Consider the following 25,540-nt stretch of genomic DNA (forward strand, 5'->3'; position numbering starts at 1 on the left):
TCCCAGGCGCGTCCTACGGTAATGATGGGCGGCAGTGTGCGCGCAAAACGTCAGGATGCGGAATGGACAATCGGGGAAAGGGGCATTCCCGGAACGAGAAACCCCGGGCTAACCCTCAGCGCTCGCCGCGCAGATGGGCCAGCAGCAGCCGCGCGGCCACGGTGAGGGTGTCGGCGTCGCGCACGCCCAGCAGCAGCCAGCGGCGCGCCCATTCGTCGGTCAGCGGAATCAGGCGGATCGGCATGGATCGCGCGTGCGGCTCGGCGGCGATGCGCGGCAGGATGCCCACGCCGCGCGTGGCCGCCACCATGCGGCAGATGGCGTCAAAGCTGCGCACCTGAATGCGCAGCCGCATCGCCCGGCCCATGCGGCCGCTTTCCTCGGACAGGCGGGTCGCCAGCGACGTCGCGGGCGGCAGGCCCACGTAGTCGTAGGCCAGCGTGTCGGCGAAGGCGACCTGCGGTTCGGCCGCGAGCGGGTGGCGTTGCGGCACGATCAGCACCAGTTCGTCCAGGCGGTACGGGAAGGTGGCCAGGCCATCTGCCGGCGTGCGATCGGCAAACACGCCGATGTCCGCGCGGTTCTCCAGCACGGCGGTGACGATGTCGATGCTGTTCTGTTCTTCCAGGTCGATCCGCACCGCGGGGTGCTCGTCCATGAAAGCGGCCAGGTCCTCAGGCAGGAACTGCGTCAGCGACGAGGTGTTGGCGGCGATCCGTACCTGCCCGCGCACCCCTTGCGCGAAGTCCGACAGCGCGCCGGCCATCTGTTCCACTTCCTGCAGCACGCGCAGCGCGTGCGCGAGGCACGCCTGGCCGGCGTCGGTCAGTTCCACGCCGGCGGCATTGCGGTACAGCAGGGGCGACCCGAGCGCCGCTTCCAGGTCGGAGATCCGCTTGCTGGCCGCGCCCACCGCCAGATGCGACTGGCGTGCGCCGGCCGAGATGCTTCCCTGGCGAGCCACGGAGACAAACAGGGCGAGCGTGACGAGGTCGATCCGGGCAACGTTCATGAAAAAGGACTACAGCACAGGGAAACCGGGCTGAAACTATAGCCGCAGGTAAGCGGGATAAATGTGTCCCTATTTTAGTCCTTCTGACCGGCTCCGCGCGGGCAAGCCTGCCACTACAATCGCGCCTATGAATACGAATAGCCCCACGAACACCCCCGCCAGCCCCCCCGCAGACACCGCAGCAGACGCGTCCGCCCAGCCCGCGGAGAGCCCTGCCGCCGCGACCGCCGCTGCGCACGCCGCTGCGCCCGCCGCCGTCTCCGCCGAAACGCAGGCCGCGCTGGCCAGCGCCGCCTATGCGCCCAACAGCCCCGGCGCCACCCACATCCGCAGCTTCGTGCACCGCCGCGGCCACATCACGCAGGGCCAGCTTGCCGCGCTGGAGCGCCTGATGGGCCAATGGTCCATTCCCTACGCCCCCCGCCGCCTGGATCCGGCCGCCGCCTTCGGACGGCAGGCCCCGACGGTGCTGGAAATCGGCTTCGGCATGGGCGAGACCACCGAAAAGATCGCCCTCGCCCGCCCTGGCGACAACTTCCTGGGCGTGGAAGTCTTCAACGCCGGCGTCGGTTCGCTGCTGCGCCGCATCGAAGACTCCAGCATCCAGAACCTGCGCATCATCCAGCATGACGCCGTGGAGGTCGTGCGCGACATGATCGCCCCGGATTCCCTGGCCGGCGTGCACATCTACTTTCCGGACCCCTGGCCGAAGAAGCGCCATCACAAGCGCCGCCTGATCCAGCCCGCGTTCATCTCGCTGCTCGCCAGCCGCATCGCTCCCGGCGGCTACATCCACTGCGCCACCGACTGGGAAGATTACGCGGTGCAGATGCTGGAAGTGCTGAGCGGCGAGCCGCTCTTGAAGAACACCGCGGACGGTTACGCGCCGCGCCCCGATTACCGCCCCCTCACCAAATTCGAGACACGCGGCCTGCGCCTGGGCCACGGCGTCTGGGACCTGATCTTCAAGCGAGCCGCCTGATGCTCTATCCGCCGATCGAACCCTACCGTCAAGGCATGCTGGACACCGGAGACGGACACCAGATCTATTGGGAAATGTGCGGCAACCCCAACGGCAAGCCCGCCGTCTTCCTGCATGGCGGGCCCGGCAGCGGCTGCTCGCCCGTGCACCGGCAGTTGTTCGATCCGCAACGCTACAACGTGCTGCTCTTTGATCAGCGCGGCTGCGGCCGTTCGCATCCCCACGCCAGCCTGGACAACAACACCACGTGGCATCTGGTCGCCGACATCGAGCGCCTGCGCGAAGAAGTCATGGGCGCGGACAAGTGGCTGGTGTTTGGCGGCTCGTGGGGGTCGACGCTGGCGCTGGCGTACTCTGAGACGCACCCGGCGCGCACCAGCGAGCTGGTGCTGCGCGGCATCTTCGGGCTGCGGCGCGCCGAGATCCAGTGGTTCTACCAGGAAGGCGCATCGTGGCTGTTTCCCGACCGCTGGGAAGGGTACCTGGCGCCGATCCCCGAAGCCGAGCGCGGCGACCTGGTCGCGGCGTACCACAAGCGCCTGACGGGCAGCGACCCCGCCGAGCAACTGCGTGCCGCCAAGGCCTGGAGCAAATGGGAAGACAGCACCATCACGCTGCTGCCCAGCCCGCGCCACCAGCAAAGCCATGCCGCCGACCGCGCGGCGCTGGCTTTTGCGCGCATCGAGAACCACTATTTCTTCAACGCCGGCTTCATGGAAGAAGGCCAGCTGATCCGCGACGCGCACAAACTGCGCGGCATCCCGGGCACCATCGTGCAGGGCCGCTACGACGTGTGCACGCCCGCGCGCACCGCGTGGGACCTGCATCGCGCGTGGCCCGAGGCGCACTTTCATCTGGTGCCCGATGCAGGCCATGCCTTCGACGAACCCGGCACGCTGGCACGCCTGATCGCCGCCACCGACGACTACGCCAAACAGTGAGGACCCCTGTCATGCACATCACCCTGAACGGAGACGCCCGCGAGTTCCCGCTGGACACCACAGTGAACGAACTGCTCGAAACGCTGGGCTATGCCGGCAAGCGCGTGGCCGTCGAACGCAACGGCGAAATCGTGCCAAAGAGCCAGCACGCGCAGACGACGTTGTCCGACGGCGACCAGATCGAAATCGTCGTGGCGGTGGGCGGCGGCTGACCCCTTTGTTTGCAGCGCTTCGGCGCCGCATCGCACGTCACCTTGAAGGCCGCTGACACACAGCGGCCTTTTTGCATGCCGCCCCGCGAATGAGGCGGCGTACATCCGCGGATACCAACGTCCTGCGAAGGTGCCAGCATTGTTGCGTAGTCTGGCAAGAGGCTAGCAACCTGTTACACCGCGCCCTCTCGTCGTACGGCAAATGTGCGAGTCATAATCGTTTCTGTCGCGCCGCCCTGCCCCCGGCAGGCGCCTTTGGAGCACGCAGGTTTTCTCACCGCAACATCGATAAAAGGAAACACTATGGGTCTGCTCAATTTCATCAAGGACGTTGGAGAAAAGCTCTTCGGCGCCAGCGAGGCCAAGGCCGCGACGGCGGAAGAATTGAAGAAAGAGCTCGATAAGCACGGCCTGAACGCGGATGGCCTGCAAATCACGGTGGACGGCGACAAGGTCACGGTCGCCGGTCAGGCGTTGAGCACGGAAGAGGCCGAGAAGATTTCGCTGGCGCTGGGCAACACCGTGGGCGTGGCCGCGGTGGATAACCAGTTGCAGGTCAAGCAGGCCACGCCGGAAGCCAAGATGTACACCGTGCAAAAGGGCGACAACCTGTGGAAGATCGCCGAAGCGCAATACGGCAAGGGCCAGGGCGCCAAGAACACGCTGATCTTCGAAGCCAACAAGCCCATGCTCACCAGCCCCGACAAGATCTACCCGGGCCAGGTGCTGCGCATCCCGCCACTGTCGTAAGCGGCCCGCATTCCGACAATCCGGGGGACACCCATGCGTTCCCCGGCTTGTGTCGCGGCGCGGCGCCCCCTGCCCGCCGCGATTGCTTGGCCAGACGCAACGTCTGGCCATTTTTTTACTTCATTCCAAATCGGCCCAAGCCCTTCATGCCGCCCATGGCGCGCATCATCTTGGCCATGCCGCCTTTTTTCATCTGCTTCATCATGCCCTGCATCTGCTCGAACTGAGCCAGCAGGCGGTTGACCTCCTGGACCGGCACGCCGGAGCCGGCCGCGATGCGGCGCTTGCGCGAGGCCTTGATGAGTTCGGGCTTGGCGCGTTCGGCGGCCGTCATGGAATTCAGGATGCCTTCGGTGCGGCGAAGCTGCTTTTCAGCCTGGCCGCCCTGCAACTGGCCCGCGGCCTGCTGGAACTGGGCGGGCAGCTTTTCAAGCAGCGAACCCATGTCGCCCAGCTTTTTCACCTGGCCGAGCTGGTCGCGGAAGTCGTTCAGGTCGAACTTGTTGCCCGACTTGATCTTGGACGCAAGCTTCTGCGCCTCGGCGATGTCGATGTTCTTCTGCGCCTGCTCGACCAGCGAGACGATGTCGCCCATGCCCAGCACGCGCTGCGCCATGCGGTCCGGATAGAAGGGCTCCAGGCCATCCAGCTTTTCCGATACGCCGACGAACTTGAGCGGCTTGCCCGTCACGTGGCGCACCGACAGGGCCGCGCCGCCGCGGGCATCGCCGTCCAGCTTGGTCAGGACGACGCCGGTCAGCGGCAGCGCTTCGGCAAAGGCGCGCGCGGTGTTGACCGCGTCCTGCCCCTGCATCGCGTCCACCACGAACAGCGTTTCCACCGGCTTGACCAGGTCATGCAGCGCGCGGATTTCGCGCATCATGGCCTCGTCGATACCCAGACGGCCGGCCGTATCCAGGATCAGCACGTCGTAATGATGGCGGCGCGCGTGATCCACGGCCCCGCGCGCGATGTCTTCGGGCTTCTGGCTGGGGTCGGAAGGCAGGAAATCCACGCCGACCTGCGCGGCCACGCTCTTTAGCTGGTCGATAGCGGCCGGACGATAGACGTCGGCGGACACCACCAGCACTTTTTTCTTGCCGGTCTTGCGGCCGTGCTGGGTGTGCTGGCCCTCGGTGAGCCAGCGCGCCAGCTTACCGGTGGTGGTGGTCTTGCCGGCGCCCTGCAGGCCCGCCATCAGGATCACGGCGGGCGGCTGGACGGCGAGCGACAGTTCGTTGGCGTCGGCGCCCAGGTCGCCGCCCATGAGGGCGGTCAGTTCCTTGTGGACGACGCCGACCAGCGCTTGGCCGGGGCTGAGGCTACCGGCGACTTCTTCGCCCAGCGCCTTTTCCTTCACCCGCGCGACAAAGTCGCGAACGACCGGCAGAGCGACGTCGGCTTCCAGCAGCGCCATGCGCACTTCGCGCAGCATCTCCTGCGTGTTGGCCTCGGTAAGGCGGGCTTCCCCGCGCAGCGTCTTGACGACACGCGACAGGCGTTGAGTTAGGTTATCGAGCATGAGAGGCGTTTCCGCTTAAACTAGTCGATTGAACGGTGGCCGCAGGCGCGGATTCTGCGCTTTCGGGTGACGTGCACCCCAAAGGCCCCATCCAGACAACGGTTTCTATGTCACTAGGCATTGTATTTCACACAGCGGCTGCCTTGGCGTACGCAGTGCTCGGGGGGTCGCTCTGGATCCGCCTGGCCGGCGCCAAGGAAGTGGAACAGACCGGCAAAATTGCCCGTCTGTGCCTGCTGGGCGCCCTGGTTCTCCATGGAATCGGGCTGCAACAATCGATGCTGGGCGCCCAGCACCTGTTCATCGGATGGGCGCTTGCCTTGTCCGCCGCCGTCTGGCTGGGCATGGTGGTGTTCTGGGTGGAAAGCCTGCTCGTGCGCATCGACGGCCTGCAGTTGCTGCTGCTGCCCGCCGCCGCCATCGCCAGCGGGCTTGCCGCCATCTTCCCGCAAGGGCAATTCGTGCCGCATGCCAACGACGCCTGGCTGCGCGTGCACCTCCTGATCGCCCTGGCGGCCTACGGGCTCATCACCATCGCGGCCCTGCACGCCATGATGATGGCTCTCCTGGACCGCCACCTGCACCGGCCCCTGGACGCGCCGGCCGAGCGCAGCATCATCGGGCGCGTGCTCGATTCCCAACCGCCGCTGCTGGTGCAGGAGCAACTGCTTTTCCGCATCATCTGGATCGGGTTCGTCGTACTGACGCTGGCGGTGGGCTCGGGCTCGATCGCCTCCATGAAGCTGACCGGCAAGATCCTCCCGTTTGATCACAAAACCGTTTTCACGCTGCTGTCCTGGCTGACCTTCGGGGTGCTGCTGGCCGGGCGGCACATCTGGGGCTGGCGCGGCCGCGTCGCCCTGCGCTGGACCCTGACGGGTTTCGGGTTTTTGATTCTGGCCTACACCGGCAGCCGGTTCGTGCTGGAAATGATTCTGCATCGAGGCTGACGTGGGCAAGTTGCTTTTCTGGATCGTTCTGATCATCCTGGTCCTGTTTGTTGCCCGCGTCGCCGGCCGCATGGCCGCCCAGCGGCAGGCCGGCCCGAAGAAAAAGGCGCAGGCCGACGCAGCACCGCCCACCCTGGAATCCATGGTGCGCTGCGCCCATTGCGGCATCCATCTGCCCCGCTCCGAGGCCTTGCTGCAAAACGGCCAGACCTGGTGCAGCGCCGACCACGCGCGCCTGGGTCCGGCCAAGCGCTGAGCCCCCTTTCGAGCGGGCGGGCCAAGTGGCCGGATAGGGCAATCGGCGGGCCCACGGCATAATGGGCGCCGGAATCCTCACTCGCTCCCTCCCTATGCCTTTGCTCCTGGATCGACATGGCTGGCTGGCGCCGGCTCCGGGCGTTTCCCTCTTGCGCTCGCCCAACTGCGACACGCGCCCCGCGGGCGCGCAGGTCTCGCTGCTGGTCCTGCACAACATCAGCCTGCCGCCGGGCAAGTTTGGCGGCCCCGAAGTCGCGGGCCTGTTCCTGAACACGCTCGACTACGGCTCGCATTCCTGGCTGGAACGCCTGCGCGGGCTGCGCGTGTCCGCGCACTTTTTCATTCGCCGCGACGGCGGCGTCATGCAATTCGTCTCCACGGACCGGCGCGCCTGGCACGCCGGCGTGTCGCGCTTTGCGGGACGCGAGCGCTGCAACGATTTTTCCCTCGGCATCGAACTGGAAGGCACGGACACGCTGCCCTACACTGACGAGCAATACGCGTCGCTGCGCAAGCTGACCCATACGCTGCGTTCGCGCTATCCCCTGGTGGCCGCCCAGGGACACGAACATATCGCCCCGGGGCGCAAGACCGACCCCGGGCCGGCATTCGACTGGACGCGCTTCGGGCGCGACAGCGGCTTTGCGCGGCGGCACCTGCCGCCGGCCTGACCCTTGAAAGGATTGGCTATGTTGAAGATCTGGGGACGCCTGACATCCGTCAACGTTCAAAAAGTAATGCTGGCCGTACGCGAGCTGGCGCTGCCGCACACCTTTGTCCAGGCAGGCGGCCCCTACGGCGTGGTCGACACCGACGATTACGCGGCAAAGCTCAATCCCAACCGCCTGGTGCCGGTCATCGACGACGGCGGCTTCATCCTTTGGGAGTCCAATGCCATCGTGCGCTACCTGGCGGCACGCTACGGCGTGGGCACGCTGTGGCCCGAGGATGTCTGCCTGCGCGCCGACGCCGACCGCTGGATGGACTGGCAGGCGACCGAATGGCAGCCGGCCATGGTGCCGGCATTTCTGGGCCTGATCCGCACGCCCGAAGACAAGCGCGACAAGGCCGCCATCGAGAAATCCGTCCAGCGCTCGAACGCGCGCGCCCTGATCCTGGACCAGGCCCTGCAAGGCCGCGAGTTCATCGTGGGCCGTCATCTCACGATGGGCGACATCGCGCTGGTCGCGGCCGCCCATCGATGGCTCGCCATGCCGATTGAACGGCCCGATACGCCCGCGCTATCGGCGTGGTACCGGCGGGTCATGATGCGCCCGGCCCCGCAAGGCGTGCTGACCTTGCCGCTAGGGTAATCGCGCGGGCTACTCCACCCAGGGCGTCTGGGCCCAGATCTGCCGCAGGCGCGCATCGTCGCCCTTCAGGCGCTCCTGCCACTGCGGCCCGTCCACGTAGTCCATTTCCGTGAACTGCTGCTTCATCTGGGTCTGGAACGCCGGATTGGCCGCCACCTTGCCCAGCGCCTGCCGCAGTTTTTCCGACACGTCGGCCGGCAGGCCCTTGGGTCCGACGATGCCGCGTTCCGAGGCAAACACCAGGTTCACGCCCAATTCCTTGAACGTGGGCACATCCGGGCCCAGCGGCGACCGCTTTTCGCTGGCCTGCGCCAACACCCGCATATTCTTGCCGTTGTAGGGCATGACCTCGCCCAGATTCAGGCCGCCAATGACGGTATGCCCTCCCAGCACCGAACTGCGCAAGGGGCCCGCGCCGTTGTACGGAACGTGATTGAGCTTGGTGCCCGTCTGCGCCTGGAACAACACCAGCGCCAGATGATCGTCGGTGCCCACGCCTGTTGAGCCATAACTCACCGCATCCGGCCGTTCCTTGGCGGCGGCGATCAACGCCTGCAAGGTCTTGTACGGGCTGTCGCTGGCCACGCTGAACGCGCTGGGGTCGCGGACCAGATTGGCCAGGTACGTGAAGTCATCGCCGGTGAAGCCCGCCTGACGCTCGATCGGCAGCGACACCAGCCCCGGCATGTTCGTCATCGCCAGCGTGTAGCCGTCCGGCTTGGCGCGCGCCACGTAGGACAGGGCGATCGCGCTGGACGCGCCCGGCTTGTTCTGGACGACAACGGTCGTGCCCAGTTCCTTTTCCAGGAAGACGGCCAAGGCACGGGCCGTCAGGTCGGTGCCGCCGCCGGGCGCAAACCCGACCACCAGTTCGATGGGCCGGTCGGGCCAGGCCCATGCCGGCAAAGCGGCGCAAAGGCCGGCAACGGACAGCGCGGCGCGCGCGAGAGTCTTGCTCATCAGCAACATTTTCTTGTCTCCAGGTGTTATGTCATTGGGCCGGAAGGCCGTCATTGAAATGGTGCGCGCCGTCGCGGCGCGCTACGCCAAGGCGCGATCTGCCGAGGCGGACAGCACCTTGCCGGGATTCATCAGCCCTTGCGGGTCCAGGGCATGCTTGATGCGTCGCATCAGGTCCAGTTCCACGGGACTCTTGTATCGCTCCAGGTCGAGCACCCGGCGTTGGCCGATTCCCTGCTCGGCGCTGATAGACCCGCCGGCCTCGTGCACGCGGTCGTGGACGAGCCGCTGGATCGCCGATTCCGGCACGCCCTGCGGCGGCAGCAGGTTGTAATGCAGGTTGCCGTCGCCCAGATGGCCGAACACGCGCATGCGCACGCCGGGAAACGCCGTGGCCAAGGCATGGTCGGTGGCCCGCACAAAGGCAGGGATGCGTGAGGCGGGCAGCGAGATGTCATGTTTGACACACGCGCTGGCCTTGGCCAGCGCCACGGTGATGCTCTCGCGCAGGTGCCAGAATGCGGCGCTTTGCGCGCCGGACACCGACACTGCCGCATCCAGCGCCTCGCCGGCCTCCAGCGCGGCCGCCAGCACGGCCTCCAGCCGCATCTGCGCGTGCGTTTCGTCCTCGCTGTCCGATAGTTCCAGCAGCGCGCACCATGCGTCCGCCGGCAGATCGGCGAATGGCAGGCGCTGCTGCGGGAAAGCCTGGACCACGTCACGCAGGCACGCCGCCGACATCACTTCAAATGCGGTCAGTCCGGCGCCAAAGCCCGCGCGGGCGCGTTGCAGCAGTTGCAGGGCCTGCTCAAGGCTGGCGACCGCGATCAGCGCGGTTCGCTGCGCGACCGGCAACGAAAACACCTTGAGCACTGCCGCGGTGATGATGCCCAGCGAGCCCTCGCTGCCGATGTACAGATCGCGCAAGTCGTAGCCCGTGTTGTCCTTGCGAAGGCCGCGCAGGCCATTCCAGATCTCGCCCTGCGGGGTGACGACTTCCAGTCCCAGCGCAAGCTCGCGCGCGTTCCCGTAACGCAGCACCTGCGTGCCGCCCGCGTTTGTGGCCAGATTGCCGCCGATGGTGCAGCTTCCTTGCGCCCCCAGCGATAGCGGGAAGAGCCGGCCCGCCTGGCGCGCAGACGCCTGCACCGACTGCAGCACACAACCCGCTTCGACCGTGATGGTGTCGTTGTCCAGATCCAGAGCGCGCACCCGGTTCATGCGCGCCAGCGACAGCACCACGGCAGAACCGCTGACGTCCGGCGTGGCGGCTGCCACCTGTCCGGTGTTGCCGCCTTGCGGGACGATCGGGACCCCGGCTGCCGCGCACAGACGCACGACTTGCGCGACTTCGCCGGTATCGCCCGGCCGCAACACCGCCAGGGCCCTGCCCGTCACGGCCTGGCGCCAATCGGTTAAATAGGGCTGAGCATCCGCGCCCGTGAGCACGTTCGCCTCGCCCAGGCAGGCCGTCAACGCCGCCCGCAGCGCCGCCGGGGTCATGCCTGCATCTCCCGGTCGGCGATCGGCGTGAGCAGCTCGCCGCTGCGCAGGAACGCTGCGACATTATCGAAAACCAGATCCGCCATCGCGGCCCGCGTCTCGTGCGTGGCGCTGCCCGCGTGCGGCATCAGGGAAACCTGGTCCAGATCGGCAAAATCGGCAGCATCGGTGGGTTCCTGCTCCAGCACATCCAGGCCGGCGCCGCCCAACTCGCCCGAGCGCAACGCCGCCAGCGCCGCCGCCTGGTCCACCACGCTGCCGCGAGCGATGTTGACCAGAATCCCTCGCGGGCCCAGCGCGCGAATGACGGGCGCATTGACCAGATGCCGCGTGGCGGCCCCGCCCACGCAGGCCACCACCAGAAAGTCGGCCCACGCGGCCAGGTCCACCAATGATGCTTCATAGGGGTATGGCGACTGCGGCCTGGGGCTTCGATTGTGATAGCGCACCTGCATGTCGAAGCCCGCGCCCCGGCGGGCGATCGCCTCACCGATGCGGCCAAGTCCCAGGATGCCGAGCCGCTTGCCCGATACCCGGGTCGCAACCGGAAATTGCCCGATGGCGCGCCACTGGCCCGTCTTCACGTAGCGGTCGCCCACGGCGGTACGCCGGGCCGCCGAAAGCATCAGCGCCCACGCCAGATCGGCGACGCAGTCGTCCAGCACGTCGGGGGTGACGCTGATCCCGATGCGCCGGTTGGCGGCGGCGCGCAGGTCCAGGGTGTCGTAACCCACCCCCCAGCTGCACACGGCCTGCAGATTCGGCAACGCGTCGAACATCGCCTGCGTGAACCCATGCCGGACAGACGTCACCGCGACCCGCGGACCCGCCAATTCGTCGCCAAATGCCGTCAGGCCCAGCGGCTCCCGCCAGGCCTGCAGGACACGGTAATGAGCGGCCAGGCGCGCATCGAACGCGGCGCCCAGCGATGCCACCTGCACCACCTCGTAGCGGGCAGTCACGCACGGCCTCCGGCGCTGGCGGGAATGTAGTTGGCCGCGGCTGCGGCGTCAGCGAATGACAGGCCGTCCCGAATGCCGCGCTCCACCCGCTCATCCACCTCCAGCGCGTGCTTCGCCGCCGCCAGCACATCCTGCAACCGCGCGCGCGGCACGACGACCAGCCCGGTGTCGTCGCCAACGACAAGATCGCCCTCGGCGACCTGTACGCCGCCGATGGTGACGGGATCGCCCATGGCCTGCAGGCGCAGGCGTGTCTTGCCGGTCAACGGGGTGACATGGCGGCTCGCCAGCCACAGTCCCGTCGCGCGGATCTCATCGACGTCGCGGCAGGCGCCATCGATGACGACAGCGGTTGCCTGGCGCCGCGAGGCGGCCAACGAGGCAATGCCGCCAAAGGTGGAAATGCAGGCCCCCCCGGCGTCCACCATCAGCACGCGCCCGGGGCCTGTGGCGGCCACCAGGCGCCCCACCGCGAAATCGGCGCGGTCGAAGTCTCCCAGGCCGCCCCAGACGTGGCGCGCGGTGACGGCAAAGCCAGCGATACGGCCTTGCCCGCCCCGGCGTTCAATGCCCTGCACCACGCCGGCAATGCCCAGCGTATCCATCGCATCGGCCCAGGTGCTGGTGCCGATGGCGGCGCAGCGCGCCAGCAGTTCTTGATCGTTGTCGCTCATTCAGTAGGTTCTCCCGTCGGTATCGACCGTGCGGCCGCTCAGTCGATCTGTGCGCCGGAGAGCTTGACGCCCTCGGCCCACCGCTTGGCCTCATCGTTGATGAAGGCCTGGAATTGCTGAGGCGAGCTGTTGTTCACATCGCCGCCCATCTCCTGCAGCCGCTTGGTCATTTCGGGCGTGGCCACGACGCGGGCGACATCCTGGTAGATCTTCTCGCGTAGCGCATCCGGCATGCTGGCCGGCGCGAAAAGGCCAAACCAGGTCGCGGCCTCGAAGTTCTTCATGCCCGCCTCGGCCATCGTCGGGACCTGCGCGATGGCCTCGACACGGCGCGGATGCGCCAACGCGATGGCATTGAGCTTGCCCGACTGGATATGGGGCAGCGCGGCCGACAACGTGACGAAGGCCATCTGCACCTGTCCGCCTATCAGGTCGGTCAGCATCGGCGCATCGCCGCGGTACGGCACATGGACCAGCTTGATTCCCGTCCTGGCCTTGAACAGTTCGCCCGTCAGGTGCTGCGGCGTGCCGTTGCCGGTGGATGCCAGACTCAACCCCTGCGGCGCGGCCTTGGCGTACTTGATCAGATCGTCCAGGGTCTTGACCGGCAGCGAGGGCGAGGTCACGAGCACCAGCGGAATCGTGGACGTGAGCGTCAGCGGCGCAAAATCCTTCAAGGGATCGTAGTTGAGCTTCTTGTACAGGCTGGCGCTGATGGTGTGGGCGGCCGTCGTCATGTAGAGCGTGTAGCCGTCGCCGGGCGAACGCGCCACCTGCTCGGCGGCCACCGTGGTGCCCGCGCCTGGCCGGTTGTTGACGATGACCTGCTGCCCCCATGCGGCCGGCAGCTTCTCCGCGATCAGGCGCGCGATGACGTCCGTGGCCCCGCCGGCTGGATACGGCACCACCAGCGTCACGGGCTTGTCGGGGTAGCCCGCCGCCTGCGCCGCGGCCCCACCCAATGCCAGCCCCATGCCGATGGCCACGCCGGCAATGCAATGTCGCAACTTCATTGTCCTGTCTCCTGTGGATGTCGTTATCGTGACTACTGAAGTACGTACTGCCCGCCCCGGCGCTCTATGGCGCCGTGAGCGACATTCCTCCTTACGGCGTCTGCACGGCCTCCTGCGCCTCGCGCCAGGCCAGCAGCCGATTCACGCCCTCCGCCATGCCGACCCGAGGTTGCCAGCCGATATGCTGGCCGGCCAGGTCATGCGGGATGTGGAAGGCGCCGCCCGACGTCAGGCGCACCGTGCCGGGCGGATCCGGCTTGATTTCGGGCTGCAGGTCGCTCTTGCAGTAGTCCAGCACCAGCCGCACCAGTTCGCCGGTGGTGATGGGCTCCGGCCCCGACACATTCACGGCGACGTCGGTGGCGGCGCTTTCAAAGGCGGCCACGTTGGCGCGCGCCACGTCCGAGACGTGCACGAAATGCTTGGTGTCCGTGCCGTCGCCCGGCAACACGGGCCGCTCGCCCTTGCGCACGCGGTCGTAGGTTTCCATGATGTACAGGGAATTGGCGGCGCGGTAATGCTGCCGTTCGCCGTAGACCGTGGAGTAGCGCAGCACCACGTAGTCCAGCCCGGCCTTCTGGTAGTACTGGCGGCATAGCTGCTCGCCCATGATCTTGGACGCGCCATACAGGATGCCCGCGGGAGGCGCGCCCACCGAATGGAAGGGGCCGTTCTCGACCAGCGCGCCCGCAATGCCGGTGCCATAGCCATACACGGCATTGGACGAGGCGAAGACAATCTTCTTCACCTTGTTGGCGCGGCAGGCCTCCAGCATGTTCTGCGCGCCACGGATGTTCACGTCCACGGCCTGCCACGGCGTCTGGGCAAAACCCAGCGTCATGTAGGCGGCAAGGTGCAGCACGCCGTCCACGCCCTCGGTGGCGGTCAGCAGATCGGGCAGGCGCATCAGGTCGCCGCGCACCACTTTCACGCGGGGATTGTCCTGCAGATGCGCGATCGCCTCTGGCGTGCCGAACGCGAAGTTATCCAGCAGGATGACTTCCTTGACGCCGGCCGCCAGCAGCGCATCGGCCGTGTGCGATCCCACCAGGCTGGCCGCACCGGCAATCAGGATGCGCGCGTCGGCCAGGGACAGCGCCGCGCCTTGTTTCTTTTCAGTCGTCATGTTTGCTCAAAGTCCCATCGGTTTGTCGTGCATGCCCCAGTACAGGCTCTTGACCTGGCTATAGAGGCGCAGGCCGTGCAGGCCTTTCTCGCGCCCGATGCCGCTGGCCTTGAAGCCGCCGAACGGGGTCGCGATATGCGATTGCTTGTAGGTGTTGATCCAGATGGAGCCGGCCTCGATCTCACGCGCCACGCGCCAGGCGCGGGCGTAGTCGCCGGTCCACATGCCCGCGGCCAGGCCGAAGGCGGTGTCGTTGGCCTGCTGGACCACATCGTCCTCGTCCTCGAACGGCAGCGCCACCAGCACCGGCCCAAAGATTTCTTCCTGGCACACGCGGGCGCCGTTGCCCAGCCCATCGATCACGGTCGGCAGGTAGAACCATCCGTTGGCCAGTTCGCCCTGTGTGGGCGCCGCGCCTCCGACCAGGACTTTCCCGCCCTCGGCACGGCCAATGTCCACATAGCCCGCCACCTTGTCGCGATGCGCCCGCGAGACCAGCGGCCCCATCTGCGTGGCTGAATCGTCGGGCAGGCCGACGCGGACCTGCCGCGTGCGCTCCACCAGCGCCTGCATGAAACGCCCGTAAATGGACTTCTGCACGAACAGACGCGACCCGGCCACGCAGCTCTGGCCGGCCGACCCGAAAATGCCCGACACCACGCCTGCCACCGCGCGATCCAGGTCCGCATCGTCAAAGACGATATGCGGCGACTTGCCGCCCAGTTCCAGTCCGACCGGAATTAGGCGCTGGCCCGCAATGCCGCCAATGGCGCGGCCGGTTTCGGTGCCCCCGGTGAACGACACCATGCGCACGCCGGGATGCCTGACCAGCGCCGCGCCCACGTCTTCGCCATGGCCGGGCAGGACGGTCAGCAGACCTTCCGGCAGTCCCGCCTCGGCGCAGATGCGGGCCAGTTCCAGCGCCAGTTGCGGCGTTTCCTCGGACGGCTTGATCAGCACCGCATTGCCCGCGGCCAGCGCTGGCGCGGCCTTCTGCGCTTCGTTCATGATGGGCGAGTTCCAGGGCGTGATGGCCGCGATCACGCCAAAGGGCTCGGCCAAGGCCATGGAAAAGTATTCCCCGCGCGGCGACGTCATCTCGTTCTGCCACGTCTCGCTCACGGCGGCGTAATAGCGGAAATGCCCGGCCGCGCTGTCGACCATGTTCAGGCATTCCTTGTAGGGTTTGCCGCTGTCCAGCATCTGCAGGCGCGCCAACGGCTCGCGCTCGGCGGACAGGCGGCGCCCGATTTCGTACAACGTGGCGGCGCGTTGGTCGGGACGCAGCTTGCGCCAGGGCTTGTTTTGATAAGCGTCCCAGGCGACGGCAACAGCGGTGTCAACGTCCTGCGGCAGCGCGCGCGTGACGATGCCGGCGATGCTGCCGTCGGCCGGGTTGATGGAGGTGATGACGGCGTCGCCGTCTTGGCTCTGGCGCCAGTTGGCGCCCAGCCGGAAGGGCTTGTGGCTCGATGCGTTCATAACGTCTATGAATCCGGAGGACTTCGGTAGACGTCATCATCGTCCGGTCAATTATTAGACACAAATAGATATTTCTTCACTATTATTAGCTGATGGCTATCAATATCAAATACCGGCCGCTCAAGGCCTTTTTGCTCGCGGTGGACACCGGCTCCTTCACACACGCGGCCAATCACCTCGGCGTGACGCAACCTTCGTTCACCGCCCTGATCCAGGACCTTGAAGAAGTGCTCGGCCTGCGGTTATTCGAACGCACCACGCGCAGCATCAGCCTGACCTCGGCCGGGCAGGACTTTTATGCCCGCGTGCAGCGGCCCATCGCCGACCTCGAAGAGGCCTACCGCAGCCTGGCGGATCTGGCTGCCGTGCGGCGCGGCAATGTGGCGTTGGGCGCCCTGCCCTCGGCCGCTCTGACGCTTCTGCCCGCCGCCACCGGCACGCTGCGCCAGGCGCACCCGGCGCTGAAGGTGCGTGTGGTCGAGGCCCACAACGACGAACTGGTCGCCCTCTTGCGCACCAACCAGATCGAGTTCGCCGTGGCCGCGCAGGCCGAGCCGGCGCCCGACCTGACGTTCACCCCCTTGGGCGAGGACTGCTTTTGCGCCGTCTTTCCCGCAGGCCACCCGCTGGGCGAGGCGCCGGGGATGCTGCACTGGCGCGACGTGCTGCGCTACGACCTGATCCTGCTCTCGCAGGGGTCCCATGCGCGCCAACAATTCGACCGCGCCGTGCGCGATGAGGTCGGGGCGCCGACCACCGCGCTGCGCTATGACGTCACGCACATGGGCACGGCGGCCGGCATGGTGCGCCAGGGACTCGGCGTCAGTGTGCTGCCGCGGCTGGCGCTGCCAGAGCTGAACCTGTCTGGCCTTCTCTGCACGCCCCTCTGTGACGCGTCGGCGCGCCGCTATATCGGCGTGCTGCATCGCCGCGACCGCACGCTGTCGCCGGCCGCGCAGGCGCTGGTCGAGCAACTGGAGACGGCGATGGCTCACATCCAGCAGCGGCTGTTGCCATTGCCCCCGATCACCGCCGACGCCTGAAAGAACTCGACAACTGCGCGACGATCCGTGACGGCTGACCGACAAATTGCAACACTCGCGTGGCGGGATCCATGTAAATATTCAAAGCCGTTCTCGGGCGCACACCGCGGCGCCACAGGCCAAACGCCTCCATCCATGCATCGTTCCCGCCAGATGACTGATGCGTTGGGGGCACCAGGAAGGAGACTTGCTTGACTTGCCCGCCGCCAGAATCCGCAAGCCACACTGCGCTGCATGAAGCGCAACGCCAGATCCTGCTTTCATCGGCGTCCGGCACGCCGGCCAAGGCATGCCTGGAGGCGCTTACCGATGCCGTCGGCCGCCTGCTTCCCGACGCGCGCGCCTGCGTCATTCTGGCCGGCGCGGGCCGCACCACCGTGCACGACGGATACTCTTCGCAATTGCCTGCCGAGTTCGCCGCGGGCCTGCGCGGGCAGTCGATCGATCAGGCCCTCTTTGCGCCGGCGCTTGCCGCGCGGTGTGACCAGCCAACGGGATGCCTCGATATCGAGGACGCGGGGATGTGGGCGGCGCCTTGGCAATCCCTCTGCGCGCAACACGGTATCCGGGCCTGCCACGCCCAACCGGCGCAGGCTGCCGATGGTGCGCCCGTCGGCTGGTTTCTGTTGTTTCTGCCTCAGGCTGCTGCGTTGAGCACCTGGGAGCAGCGTGTCGCGGAGTTCGGCGCGTTGGCAGCCAGCATCGTGGTCGAACGGGACCGCGCGGCCGCGCATCTTCGGCATGAAGTCCACGCCCTGGCCAGACTGCAGGCGCTGAGCGCCGAACTCGTCGGCCCCGGCGAATTCGAACCGCTTCTGAAAAAAATCCTGGCCGCGGCCGCCGACTTTTCCGGCACCGAGAAAGGCAACATCCAGATCTACGATCCCGCCAAGAACACCTTGCGCATCGCCGTTCACCAGGGCCTGAGCTCACACTTCGTCGAGCATTTCGCGCAGGACGGCTGGGTAGCAAGCTGCGCCGAGGCCGCCAAGAATCTGGCACGGCTGGTCGTGCCAGACGTCGAACAACTGACGGACCTGCGAGGCACCCCGGGGCTAGAGGTCATCCTGGCAGACAACATCCGGTCGATCCAATGCACGCCGCTGCTCAGCCGCAGCGGCCAGCTGCTCGGCATGCTCAACAACCATTACACGTGGCCCGGCGGCCCCACCCCCGAGGCGCTGCGCTACATCGATCTGCTTGCGCGGCAGGCCGCCGAACTGCTCGAACGTCATATCGCGGAATCGGAACTGGCGCGTGAACGGCGGCACAAGGACGAATTCCTGGCGGTGCTGGCGCATGAGTTGCGCAATCCGCTTGCCGCCCTGCGCAACATGCTCGAAGTGCTCAAGCGCGCCGAGCGCGATCCCGCCATGACGGCACGCGCCCGCGAAGTCATGGACCGCCAGTTGCGCCAGCTGGTCAGGCTGGTCGACGACCTGCTCGACGTCAACCGCATCAACCGCGGCAAGCTGGAGCTTCGCCTCACCTCCCTCATGCTGGACTCGGTCCTGCAGCACGCGATCGAGGCTTGCCGCCCCGCCTTGGAACAACACGGGCACCGGCTGAGACTGGTGCAGCCGGACGCGCAGATCACGCTGCAGGGCGACGCCGAGCGCTTGACGCAAGTCTTCGGCAACCTGCTCTCAAACGCGGCCAAATACACGCCTCCCGGCGGCGACATCGAGCTCTTCGTCGACCCGGGCCAGGACAGCGTCGACGTCACGGTCCGCGACAACGGCTCGGGCATTCCACCCGACCAGCTCGACCGGATCTTCGAGATGTTCACGCAGGTCGACCGGACTCTCGAACGCGCGCAGGGCGGCCTGGGCATTGGCCTCATGCTCGTCAAGCGCCTGGTGCAAATGCATGGCGGCACGGTGCGCGCCCATAGCGAAGGCCAAGGCAAAGGCAGCACATTCGTCGTCCGGCTGCCTGTCACCTGCATCCAGGCAGCCGCACCCGAGCAATCCACCAGCGCGCTGTCGCCCATCGCGCGCAAGGTGCTGGTGGTCGACGACAACCGCGACGCGGTCGAATCAATGGTCGCCGTGCTTGCCCTGGAAGGCCACGACGTCACTGCCGCTTACGACGGTGAAGAAGCCATTGCCCTCGGCAACCAGGTCCGTCCGCAGGTGATCCTCATGGACATCGGCATGCCCGGCATGACAGGCCACGAGGCCTGCCGCCACATGCGAACCCTCGACTGGGGCGAGCACGCAACGATTCTTGCGCTGAGCGGCTGGGGCCAGGAAGAGGACCGCCGGGAGTCGATGGAAGCCGGCTTCGATGCGCATCTGGTCAAGCCAGTGGATATGGACGTGCTGCTGGAGATGCTGTCTACGATCGAGCGGCGGGGTGGTCGGGGATAGGGGCAAGCATTGCAATCCGCGCTTCAGTCCTGAGCAGCCTGCAAGATTCCTCCTTGACGGTTTTCAAGGCGTTCACTGGCCGACGCCCGGCGCACGCGCGCCTGCAAATTTCGAATATTTCCTAAGTCGAAAAATCTGCCTTCGTCAGATACTTGCCGCCATTGCCTGGCAGCCGACGGACCACGCACACACAAGCCTCGGTCAATCGCTCAGCCAAGGACTCACTCGCGGTGTCTGCGGCCCACACTGCGCCGCACGCACGTATCGACGAAGGAGGCTTTAGATTGACTGTCATTGCGAAGACCCCGCGAGAGCTTAGCGCCAGTACTACAAGCGACTCCTGCCAGTCAACGCGCAACTGTGCAAAAGTCATCCCATTTTTTCCACTTCGCTACGCCGTCGCTCCCGCCGAGAAGGGCGGATACGCCTACAACCATCCCAATCTCGAAAACGGCTTCCCTGCATTGGACGGTGCCCAGTACGTTTTGCGCGGGCTCCGCGATGACGACGGCTACCTTTACATCCATGACCCGGACAACCGGGAACAGATTCTATGCTTCGTCTATCGCAGCACGGACGGCAGTACCAATGGGGGCCAACGCGGGCCAGCTACATTCCAACGACTTGAATTGGACGCCAAGTTTCGCGCCACGGCACTGGTCGGCGAGTTGCTGCCGTTCCCCTACATCCCAGCTAACGAGCACAAGCCTGCACGGGTCTCGATCTGGTTTGCCGACACGTTATTAAGTCCCCGCAAGCTCACCGCCTTTCTTGGCAACACGAACAACTTGCGAAGCGTGCTGGCCACGGAAGTAAATCTTGTGCCATGGTTGACCGCTTTCAAGGAAAACACCAACCCCGAGATCGCGCCATCCGTCAGACATACCATTCGGTTGGAGGACGTCACCTCGCAACAAGCGGTCGGTCTTGACGGAAATAACCTCCCCTGGTCTGAATACCCGCACGGCAGCCTCTTGCCTACAACGGCCGACATGAGCATGGCGCAAGGTCCCGGCAGCGCGCGGTTCGCGGTCGTCCTTCATGACCCAGTCGGCTTGCTCAGCGAACTGAGCGCAATGATCGCCCCAGCGATCACCGAATGGGCCGAATACAACGCGTATTCGCAAAGAGCACTTTGGGTTTCGAAAGCGGCCGACTCGTTGCTGGACCCGCTTTACCGCAAGGCGTATGAAGACAGCTACAACGGCGACTTGGCAGTCCGTGGCTCGCGAGGGACATCGGCAACGGGCTACCCGCGACTGCGTGCGGTCGCCGAAGCCGAACGGGCTGGCAATGCGGCGCGCGACAAGCGCAGGAAGTTTCTGGATGATGACGCACGGCAAGAGTTTCTGGAAAACGATCTCGCGGCGCGCGACCGGCTAATGAAATCCATCAGCCAGCGGACGGAGCCACTCTGGAAATGGTGGAACTATGCGGGCGCGGGCTCCTGGGGGCCCTCGCTCGCCCTCTATGACTTGGAGGACGATTTCAGCTTTCGAGCCATGCGCGGCGCGATCGCGCGCTGCGTGCTCGCCCTTGCCTACCATGAGAAAGGCAGCCAGGCTCTGGCCGACCAGTTGCTGGAACACGGACCCATTGGCGCGTTTTACTACGCGATGCTCGGCCATCCTGCCATTGCCCAATACGTGAACGCGCCTGCCTTCGCGCAGACGACCGCCCAGGACAATAGCGACGTGGTCGTGAAGACAGCGTCTCTGAGTTTGGACCAAGTGGCGAGCGCGGCCATGAAAGGACTGGAGGAACTATTCAAATCCGTTCCGCCCGACGCTGCCTCGCAACAGATCAGCCAGATTACGCTTGGGCTGCTAGGGAAGAAGGGACTGCTGGCCCCAGAGAGATTCCCCGGATCCCGCTATTCACGAATGCTTGAAGTGCTGGACGGAAGTATCGCATTGAGCGCTCCAGTGCTACTGGACGAAGTCCCCAACACGCTGAGACAAACCTTGCAAGTCAAGGGTTTGACGCCGTTTCGACGCACCAAGCTCAATGCGGTCATAAGTGAATCGATGCCGTTATTTGAGGCCCATGCGGCGAGCGTTAAGGAGACAGAACGAATTGAACACTTCCGAGGTTTGGAGCGGCGGATTTCCCTCTGGCACGGTCTGAAGCTGGGCGCAAGCACGCTTGGCATGTGGGGCAGCGCGGTCAACCTTTCAACCGCTATCAAGAGGCTTGGCCAGCACGACGGAGATGTCATCGCCAGGCTTCTGGATGTAGGTAATAACGCCGCGGGCACTGTCGCCAGCGGCTATGGTTTCCAGAGCGCAATGCAGTATGTCGCCATGCAAAGAGCCGTGATCCGAGCGAAGGGACTAGGCACAAGTGTCTCAAACGTCGCAACAACCCTGGCAGAGCGTCGGATGATCGGCGCATTGAGCGTGTCTGCTCTGGCGGGCGCACTTAAGGCGGGTGGCGATCAACTTGATGCCCGGGGCAAGGTTCGCACATACATAATCATTGACAGCCTTATGCAGTTTAGCGAAGCGGCAGTCGCCGCCGCTTATTTGTTTGGCGGAAAATGGGGCGAAATGTTTGGGATTGCGGCCCTCACTAAATTCTCATCCAGCCCACCCGGTCCCGTTGGGGTTGGACTGGTCGCCTTCGACGTCCTGCGGACACTGTGGGCAAGCTACGTCGAAGGGCAGAAATCCGAGCAAAAGGTTTGCGACTGGCTAGAACATTGCCTATGGGGCAATCATCCGCAGTGGGACTCAGCAAGCAAGGAACGCCTGGAGTTCACGCGCCTTCACCAGGAACCCCGCATCGAGTCAGACATGCTGTTCAACGAGAAACTCGGCAAAGCCACCATCCCGGTCATCGGACCGGTGCTGGTCACTCTCATGCCTGTCCGCACCGTAACAGTCCTCCTCCCCGGTTGGCTCCCGCAGGCCAGCGCCTATGCGCTTACTCAATACAAGAACTTCAGCAGCCAAGGCAAGGAGCAAGGCTATGGGGATCCGAACAAAGAACGAGAATTCGGCGACCCAAGCAAGGTCAAGCTGGTCGACGGCGTGGGGTATCTCACTGTAGAGACGGCAACTCTCATCGGAGATACCGTGCTGACCTACTGGCCGAATGCCTTCAGTGATCCAGAAGTTTCCTTCACGGTAAAAAACTGATGGTCAGCACGAGAAAAGCGGCGCCCAGCTTCCAGGAGGGCATTGAGATCTGGAAGAACCGGAGCGATACAGCGCCGATGGAGCCTGTCGATCTGGCAATGTGGCCGGGCGATGCGGAATTCAAGGACGACATTAGTGAGGGAACTTTGTTCAACGAGCGGTTCATTGAAAGCCGACTCGGTCGGGACGAGCTCCTTGATGACACTTATATGCTGTCGATGCTGCACACTTTTTGCTTTGTGACAGTGACAGCTTATGTCATCACAAACGCGGCGCTTTGGTACTTGTTCATACCGTATCTGTTGTTCAGTTCGCCATTCTTTCTGTCTTTCGGAGCCCTCACGCGAACGGGCGGCCGCGTGCGGTTTAACCGTCAAGCGCAGCTGGTGCAGACGATGGATGGGAAGGGAAACGTGGTGGCAGTACCCTGGCGTGATGTACAACCGTTTTTCCGACTGAAGGTGCCCGCCCGCGTCGAACTTCGATTAGGCTTTCCTCCCCCGCCGGATAACAAGGCAAAGGTCTACGAGCAAGACGGCGTCTTGTGGCTTGGCGGCGGCTTTGATGCCGTCGATGAGGTGCATACGCTATGTGCCGCGCTGCGATTCGAGTTCATACGCCGATACATGGAAGAAGGTCTTCATGCGATTCAGCCGACCGCCGATCTCCCTGCGTATAAAAAACCCTCTGGTCTGCCGCGAGACCCGTTCTTCTACTGGGTTGGACTTGGTCCCTTGATCGACCGGTGGGACGCCCACCATGCAGCCAAATTCAGATGGCCCGACGAAGTGGAGAGGCTCTGCGCCGAAGGGGCGGACCTGTCTGCCTACGACACCACACCTGTCGCCTCCAACAAGAACATCTTCTATCGCTATGACCGCCGCGCCGGCGGGCTTTACTTATGCGATCGCGATGGTGTCCGGCTGCCGCCGCTGTCCGGCGCAGACGCGCCGGATTCCGATCAGCGCACTCTCACAAACTCCCAGTAGCGCCCAAGGCGAGAATTTCGACCTCACCAGCCACAAGCCGCTGGCGCTTGGCACGAAATACCGACTGGATCTATCGGCAATGCGCCTTCGGCGAGCCGGACATCCTCTACAAGGTTACGAACTGATGGGCCGTAAAAGCAATTCTTCGCTCAGTTTTGAGGAAGGCATCAATCTCTGGAAGAAGCGTGGCGACACCGCGGAGATGGAGCCCGTAAATTTGGCCATGTGGCCAGGCGATGCCCAATTCGGAAATGATATTAGTGATAACGCTTTATTTAATGAGCGTTTCATTGAAAGCCAACTCGATCAGGACAAGCTCCTCGACGACACATACATGGTGTCGATGTGGCACACCTTTTGTCTCGTGACGGTGGCAGCGAGCGTCATCACGAATGTGGAACGTTGGCCTCTGGTCTTCCCGTACCTCTTGTTCAGTTCGTTTTTCTTTTTGTCGATGGCCGCTTTGACTCGCCCGGGCGGCCGCATCCGGTTTAATCGCCAAGCGCAATTGGTGCAGACGGTAGATGGGAGCGGCAATGTGGTCTCCGTACCTTGGCGCGCAGTACAGCCCTTTTTCTGGCTGAGAATGCACGCCCGTGTCGGCCTCCGATTGGGATTCCCCCCACCTCCCGACAACAAGGCCAAGATCTACGAGCAAGACGGCGTCTTGTGGCTTGACGGACGCTTTGATGCCCTCGATGACATGCGTGTTCCATCCGCAGCGCTTCGCTTTGAATTCATCCGCCGATACATGGAAGAAGGGCTCGAGGCGATTCAGCCGACCGCGGATCTGCCTGCGTACAAGAAGCCCTCGGGCATGCCGCGAGATCCGTTCTTTTATTGGGTGGGATTCGGCCCGTTGATCGACCGGTGGGCAGCTCACCACGCGGCGAAATTCCAATGGCCCGACGAAGTGGAGCGGCTTTGCGCCGAAGGGGCGGACCTGTCTGCCCACGACACCACACCTGTCGCCTCCAACAAGTACATCTTCTATCGCTATGACCGCCGCGCCGGCGGGCTTTACTTGTGCGATCGCGATGGTGTCCGGCTGCCGCCGCTGTCCGGCGCAGACAAGCCTGATTCCGATCAGCGCACACTCACAAATTCCCAGTAGCGCCTAGGCTGAGAATTCCACCTCGCCAGCCACATGCCGCTGGCGCTTGGCACGAAATACCGTCCGGATCTAACGACCCTGCGCCTTCAGAGGTCCGAACATTTTCTTCAAGGTTACGAACTGATGGGCCGTAAAAGCAATTCTTCGCTCAGTTTTGAGGAAGGCATCAATCTATGGAAGAAGCGTGGCGACACCGCCGAGATGGAGCCCGTAAATTTGGCGATGTGGCCAGGCGATGCCCAATTCGGAAACGATATTAGTGATAGCTTTTTATTCAACGAGCGATTCATAGAAAGCCAGCTTCGTCAGGACGAGCTCCTCGATGACACGTATATGGTGTCGATGTGGCACACCTTTTGTTTCGTGTCGGTGGCAGCTTATATCATCACCAATGCCTCGCTATGGTATCTGGCCTTCCCATACCTGTTGTTCAGTTCGTTTTTCTTTTTGTCGATGGCCGCTTTGACTCGCCCGGGCGGCCGCATCCGGTTTAATCGCCAAGCGCAATTGGTGCAGACGGTCGATGGGAGCGGCAATGTGGTCTCCGTACCTTGGCGCGATGTGCAACCCTTTTTATGGCTGAGAATGCACGCCCGTGTCGGCCTCCGGCTGGGATTCCCCCCACCTCCCGACAACAAGGCCAATATCTACGAGCAAGATGGCGTCTTGTGGGTTGACGGGCGCTTTGATGCCCTCGATGACGGGCATGTTCTATTTGCAGCGCTTCGCTTTGAATTCATCCGCCGGTACATGGAAGAAGGTCTCGATGCGATTCAGCCGACCGCGGATCTGCCTGCGTACAAGAAGCCCTCGGGCATGCCGCGAGATCCGTTCTTCTATTGGGTGGGATTCGGCCCTTTGATCGACCGGTGGGCGGCCCACCATGCAGCCAAATTCAGATGGCCCGACGAAGTGGAGAGGCTCTGCGCCGAAGGGGCGGACCTGTCTGCCTACGACACCACACCTGTCGCCTCCAACAAGTACATCTTCTATCGCTATGACCGCCGCGCCGGCGGGCTTTACTTATGCGATCGCGATGGTGTCCGGCTGCCGCCGTTGTCCGGCGCAAACACGCCGGATTCCGATCATCGCACTCTCACAAATTCCCAGTAGCGCCTGAGCCGAGAATCTCCACCTCGCCAGCCACATTCCGCTGGCACTTGGCACGATATACCGACTGGATCTATCGACAATGCGCCTTCGGCGATCCGGACATCCTCTA

At 64.6% G+C, this 25,540-nt stretch carries 23 protein-coding genes; 14 read left to right on the plus strand and 9 right to left on the minus strand.

All coding sequences use genetic code 11. The features are described from left to right. Positions 1-115: 115 nt before the first annotated feature. Complete coding sequence (locus tag V6V88_RS24455) at positions 116-1,012, minus strand: LysR substrate-binding domain-containing protein (RefSeq protein ID WP_062839874.1); 897 nt, start codon at positions 1,010-1,012, stop codon at positions 116-118. 127 nt (positions 1,013-1,139) lie between these two features. On the opposite strand from V6V88_RS24455, the gene trmB reads away from it, so the two are divergent. From trmB to lysM, 4 genes are all read left to right on the plus strand, one after another. Then, positions 1,140-1,994 (plus strand): tRNA (guanosine(46)-N7)-methyltransferase TrmB, encoded by an 855-nt coding sequence (trmB, locus tag V6V88_RS24460; protein ID WP_062839873.1) that lies wholly within the window; start codon positions 1,140-1,142, stop codon positions 1,992-1,994. After that, a complete protein-coding gene (pip, locus tag V6V88_RS24465) occupies positions 1,994-2,935 on the plus strand; it encodes a prolyl aminopeptidase (RefSeq protein ID WP_062839872.1) in 942 nt (313 codons plus the stop codon). Before trmB ends, pip begins: the two co-directional genes overlap by 1 nt. Positions 2,936-2,946: 11 nt before the next feature. Beyond that, positions 2,947-3,147 (plus strand): sulfur carrier protein ThiS, encoded by a 201-nt coding sequence (gene thiS, locus V6V88_RS24470; RefSeq protein ID WP_056324916.1) that lies wholly within the window; start codon positions 2,947-2,949, stop codon positions 3,145-3,147. Between the two features lie 303 nt (positions 3,148-3,450). Then, positions 3,451-3,897 carry a peptidoglycan-binding protein LysM gene (lysM, locus tag V6V88_RS24475; protein ID WP_056324913.1) on the plus strand — a complete coding sequence of 149 codons (447 nt, stop codon included), beginning with the start codon at positions 3,451-3,453 and terminating at the stop codon, positions 3,895-3,897. A 115-nt stretch (positions 3,898-4,012) separates the two neighbouring features. On the opposite strand, the gene ffh is transcribed toward lysM, so the two are convergent. Continuing rightward, positions 4,013-5,419 carry a signal recognition particle protein gene (gene ffh / locus V6V88_RS24480; RefSeq protein ID WP_056324911.1) on the minus strand — a complete coding sequence of 469 codons (1,407 nt, stop codon included), beginning with the start codon at positions 5,417-5,419 and terminating at the stop codon, positions 4,013-4,015. Positions 5,420-5,526: 107 nt separating this feature from the next. On the opposite strand from ffh, the gene ccsA reads away from it, so the two are divergent. From ccsA to V6V88_RS24500, 4 genes are all read left to right on the plus strand, one after another. Continuing rightward, positions 5,527-6,369, plus strand: a complete 843-nt coding sequence (ccsA, locus tag V6V88_RS24485) for a cytochrome c biogenesis protein CcsA (protein ID WP_062839871.1) — start codon at positions 5,527-5,529, stop codon at positions 6,367-6,369. Position 6,370: 1 nt separating this feature from the next. After that, on the plus strand, positions 6,371-6,625 hold the full coding sequence (locus tag V6V88_RS24490; RefSeq protein WP_128829324.1) for a PP0621 family protein: 255 nt from the start codon (positions 6,371-6,373) through the stop codon (positions 6,623-6,625). Positions 6,626-6,719: 94 nt separating this feature from the next. Further along, complete coding sequence (gene ampD, locus V6V88_RS24495; protein ID WP_223573202.1) at positions 6,720-7,298, plus strand: 1,6-anhydro-N-acetylmuramyl-L-alanine amidase AmpD; 579 nt, start codon at positions 6,720-6,722, stop codon at positions 7,296-7,298. 18 nt (positions 7,299-7,316) lie between these two features. Further along, on the plus strand, positions 7,317-7,940 hold the full coding sequence (locus tag V6V88_RS24500) for a glutathione S-transferase (protein ID WP_062839868.1): 624 nt from the start codon (positions 7,317-7,319) through the stop codon (positions 7,938-7,940). Between the two features lie 9 nt (positions 7,941-7,949). On the opposite strand, the gene V6V88_RS24505 is transcribed toward V6V88_RS24500, so the two are convergent. The 7 genes from V6V88_RS24505 to V6V88_RS24535 form a co-directional block, all read right to left on the minus strand. Beyond that, positions 7,950-8,909: a tripartite tricarboxylate transporter substrate binding protein gene (locus V6V88_RS24505; RefSeq protein ID WP_056324897.1), complete on the minus strand. Its 960-nt coding sequence runs from the start codon at positions 8,907-8,909 to the stop codon at positions 7,950-7,952. Positions 8,910-8,981: 72 nt separating this feature from the next. Then, on the minus strand, positions 8,982-10,403 hold the full coding sequence (locus V6V88_RS24510) for an FAD-binding oxidoreductase (protein WP_223573204.1): 1,422 nt from the start codon (positions 10,401-10,403) through the stop codon (positions 8,982-8,984). Further along, the gene (locus V6V88_RS24515; RefSeq protein ID WP_223573206.1) at positions 10,400-11,365 is read right to left on the minus strand and encodes a 2-hydroxyacid dehydrogenase; all 966 of its coding nucleotides are present in this window, start codon (positions 11,363-11,365) and stop codon (positions 10,400-10,402) included. The genes V6V88_RS24510 and V6V88_RS24515 overlap by 4 nt, the downstream gene beginning before the upstream one ends. Next, positions 11,362-12,039, minus strand: coding sequence for an RraA family protein (locus tag V6V88_RS24520; RefSeq protein ID WP_223573208.1), 678 nt, complete (start codon positions 12,037-12,039; stop codon positions 11,362-11,364). The genes V6V88_RS24515 and V6V88_RS24520 overlap by 4 nt, the downstream gene beginning before the upstream one ends. 38 nt (positions 12,040-12,077) lie before the next feature. After that, on the minus strand, positions 12,078-13,052 hold the full coding sequence (locus V6V88_RS24525; RefSeq protein ID WP_062839863.1) for a tripartite tricarboxylate transporter substrate binding protein: 975 nt from the start codon (positions 13,050-13,052) through the stop codon (positions 12,078-12,080). A gap of 91 nt (positions 13,053-13,143) precedes the next feature. After that, positions 13,144-14,178 (minus strand): NAD-dependent epimerase/dehydratase family protein, encoded by a 1,035-nt coding sequence (locus tag V6V88_RS24530; protein WP_338616803.1) that lies wholly within the window; start codon positions 14,176-14,178, stop codon positions 13,144-13,146. A gap of 6 nt (positions 14,179-14,184) precedes the next feature. Beyond that, entirely contained in the window at positions 14,185-15,660 is a 1,476-nt protein-coding gene (locus tag V6V88_RS24535) for an aldehyde dehydrogenase (RefSeq protein WP_338616806.1), read from the minus strand. A 92-nt stretch (positions 15,661-15,752) separates the two neighbouring features. Between V6V88_RS24535 and V6V88_RS24540 the strand changes: the two genes are divergently transcribed. The 6 genes from V6V88_RS24540 (at position 15,753) to V6V88_RS24565 (ending at position 25,431) form a co-directional block, all read left to right on the plus strand. Further along, positions 15,753-16,703, plus strand: coding sequence for a LysR family transcriptional regulator (locus V6V88_RS24540; protein ID WP_062839860.1), 951 nt, complete (start codon positions 15,753-15,755; stop codon positions 16,701-16,703). A 191-nt stretch (positions 16,704-16,894) separates the two neighbouring features. After that, a complete protein-coding gene (locus V6V88_RS24545; protein ID WP_223573214.1) occupies positions 16,895-19,075 on the plus strand; it encodes an ATP-binding protein in 2,181 nt (726 codons plus the stop codon). A gap of 284 nt (positions 19,076-19,359) precedes the next feature. Beyond that, positions 19,360-22,215, plus strand: coding sequence for a toxin VasX (locus V6V88_RS24550; protein ID WP_338616807.1), 2,856 nt, complete (start codon positions 19,360-19,362; stop codon positions 22,213-22,215). Beyond that, positions 22,215-23,204, plus strand: a complete 990-nt coding sequence (locus V6V88_RS24555) for a hypothetical protein (protein ID WP_338616808.1) — start codon at positions 22,215-22,217, stop codon at positions 23,202-23,204. Before V6V88_RS24550 ends, V6V88_RS24555 begins: the two co-directional genes overlap by 1 nt. Continuing rightward, entirely contained in the window at positions 23,089-24,318 is a 1,230-nt protein-coding gene (locus V6V88_RS24560; protein WP_223573218.1) for a hypothetical protein, read from the plus strand. Before V6V88_RS24555 ends, V6V88_RS24560 begins: the two co-directional genes overlap by 116 nt. A 33-nt stretch (positions 24,319-24,351) precedes the next feature. Continuing rightward, positions 24,352-25,431: a hypothetical protein gene (locus tag V6V88_RS24565; RefSeq protein WP_338616809.1), complete on the plus strand. Its 1,080-nt coding sequence runs from the start codon at positions 24,352-24,354 to the stop codon at positions 25,429-25,431. Positions 25,432-25,540: the final 109 nt, after the last annotated feature.

This window comes from Achromobacter sp. E1 (assembly GCF_037039475.1).
Classification (GTDB): domain Bacteria; phylum Pseudomonadota; class Gammaproteobacteria; order Burkholderiales; family Burkholderiaceae_B; genus Achromobacter; species Achromobacter mucicolens.